Raw genomic sequence first — 2,055 nt, forward strand, 5'->3', positions numbered from 1 at the left:
AAATCCCGCTCTTAACAGTTCGCTGGCAAGGCTGCCCATTTTACCAATCTGCACATTTACTGTCAGTGGTTCTCCTTCAATGAATGCAAAGGTTTCCCATTTCTTTTTGGTACGATAGGAGTCACTGCATCCCAATGGAACAAATATGGCTGTAACGCTATCGGCCAATGCTTCGGACAACAGATTGGGAGCCGTTTTCTTCCGTATCTGGCATATCTTGAGATTTTTGCATCCCTTAAAGGCAGCATCTTCGATGTTCTTGGTCTTGTCGGAAAGGATAATCCTGGTCAGCGTCTCCTTACCTACAAATGTACTGTCGTCCATTTGCTTGCAGAAGGCATATGCCGGAATGCAATTGGCAGGATATACATAAAAACGGTTTGGATAAGTCCCGTTCTTGCCTGCATACATGCTGATGGAGGCATTGGAAATGTCCAGCAGTTGCAGGTTTTTGAATTCATCCCGTAGATGCCTGAAATCTACGGCATTCAGCTTGCCCTGCAGGGTCAGTTGGGTGATTTCATTGGCTTCCGCTTCTGTCATCAGTTCCACCAGGGTACCAGGTTTGGCCACGTAGTATCTTTTGGATTTTTGTGCCGAGGCATTCAGCATTAACGCCAGTCCGGCAACGGCTAAAAGTATTTTTCTTAGTTTCATGTTTGTCGATTCCAGATTGATTTTTCAAATATAAGAAGAAACCGGCAGGAATACATGAAGTTTTTTCTTTTTATTATTATTTTTGTCGGATATTAATCAAAATGAGATACAAATGGAGACGGAAGAAACGGTGAAGGAAGAGTGTGTTGCTATGAGTAAAACAAAACGTATTTGGCTGGCATTCGTTGATATAGTACTGTTTACTGTACTTTTTATGATTTTTCTGTTTTTGTTTGCCATACCTTTTGCGATTGCTTTCCCTGAGTTGAAGACACAAGCTGGTGGGATGAGCGTCTATTTAATGATGTTGAATGAAGTCTTGATGTTGGCCAGTGGGCTTATTGCCGCTTGTATGGTGCTGGGTTTCAGGAAGCTTCCTTTTTCGGGCTTGGGCTTGTCTTTGAAGGGATGGGGCAGAAGCCTGCTGAACGGAGCTTTGTTTGTCGTGTTCTTGTATGTAGTTGGTTTTGGCTTGTCTTTATTGTTGGGGGCTGTGGAAGTGGCAGGGGTCTTGTTTTCTCCCATTTCGTTGTTGTCGAGTCTTTTGCTTTATTTTTTAGTGGCAGTTACGGAAGAAGTTATTGGACGCGGTTTCATTTTAGGGCGTATGCTGGATGGAGGCGTCAATAAGTTTGTGGCATTGCTTATCTCTGCGGTGTTATTTTCGTTGATGCATCTTTTCAATCCCAGCTTTGCCTTCGTCCCGTTTTTGAATATCATGCTGGCGGGTTGTTTCTTGGGAGCTTCCTATATATACACGCGTAACCTCTGTTTCCCCATTGCCTTGCATTGGTTCTGGAACTGGATTCAAGGTTCTGTTTTGGGATATAAAGTCAGTGGAAATGAATTTAGCAATAAGAATCTGCTGATTCTTCACTTTCCGGAAGAAAATCTGATAAATGGAGGAACTTTCGGGTTCGAAGGCTCTATTCTGTGTTCACTACTTTTAGTGCTTGGTACAGTAATTATCTTAAGACACTATTATAAGGGATTAGTGATTAGGGATTAATGATTAATACGGAAACCATTAACCACTAACCATTAATCACTAATCCCTAATCACTAATTCTGTTCCACTCCTTTCATTGTCAGCTGTATGCGTTTCCGGTCCATATCTATGCTGAGTACCTTTACGCGTATATGTTGATGAATGGACACTACTTCATTAGGGTCTGATATGAATCTGTCGGCGAGTTGGGAGAGGTGTACCAGTCCGTTTTCCTTGATGCCTATATCGACAAATGCGCCGAAGTTGGTGATGTTTCCTACGATGCCGGGCAATTCCATGCCTTCGCGCAGGTCGCTGATGGTGCGCACGTTCTTATCAAATTCAAATATTTTTATCGGTCCGCGTGGGTCACGTCCGGGCTTGTCCAGCTCTTGCAGGATGTCTTTCAG

General features: G+C 43.2%; 2 protein-coding genes and 1 pseudogene. 1 reads left to right on the forward strand and 2 read right to left on the reverse strand.

Translation table 11 applies throughout. The features are described from left to right. A pseudogene (locus ABUA47_RS24355) lies at nt 1-657 on the reverse strand (leucine-rich repeat domain-containing protein); the annotation flags it as partial. Nucleotides 658-769: 112 nt separating this feature from the next. Between ABUA47_RS24355 and ABUA47_RS24360 the strand changes: the two are divergent. Further along, entirely contained in the window at nt 770-1,666 is an 897-nt protein-coding gene (locus tag ABUA47_RS24360; protein ID WP_039162311.1) for a CPBP family intramembrane glutamic endopeptidase, read from the forward strand. Nucleotides 1,667-1,719: 53 nt separating this feature from the next. On the opposite strand, the gene ABUA47_RS24365 is transcribed toward ABUA47_RS24360, so the two are convergent. Further along, a partial coding sequence (locus ABUA47_RS24365; protein ID WP_349832241.1) for a S1 RNA-binding domain-containing protein occupies nt 1,720-2,055 on the reverse strand: 336 nt, incomplete at its 5' end.

This window comes from Bacteroides sp. RTP31139st1_H2_RTP31139_211217, from assembly GCF_040227615.1.
Classification (GTDB): domain Bacteria; phylum Bacteroidota; class Bacteroidia; order Bacteroidales; family Bacteroidaceae; genus Bacteroides; species Bacteroides uniformis.

Bases quoted from the DNA above. Each gene is read 5' to 3' on its own strand.
- ABUA47_RS24360 (WP_039162311.1), top strand. From the start codon at position 770: ATGGAGACGGAAGAAACGGTGAAGGAAGAGTGTGTTGCTATGAGTAAA.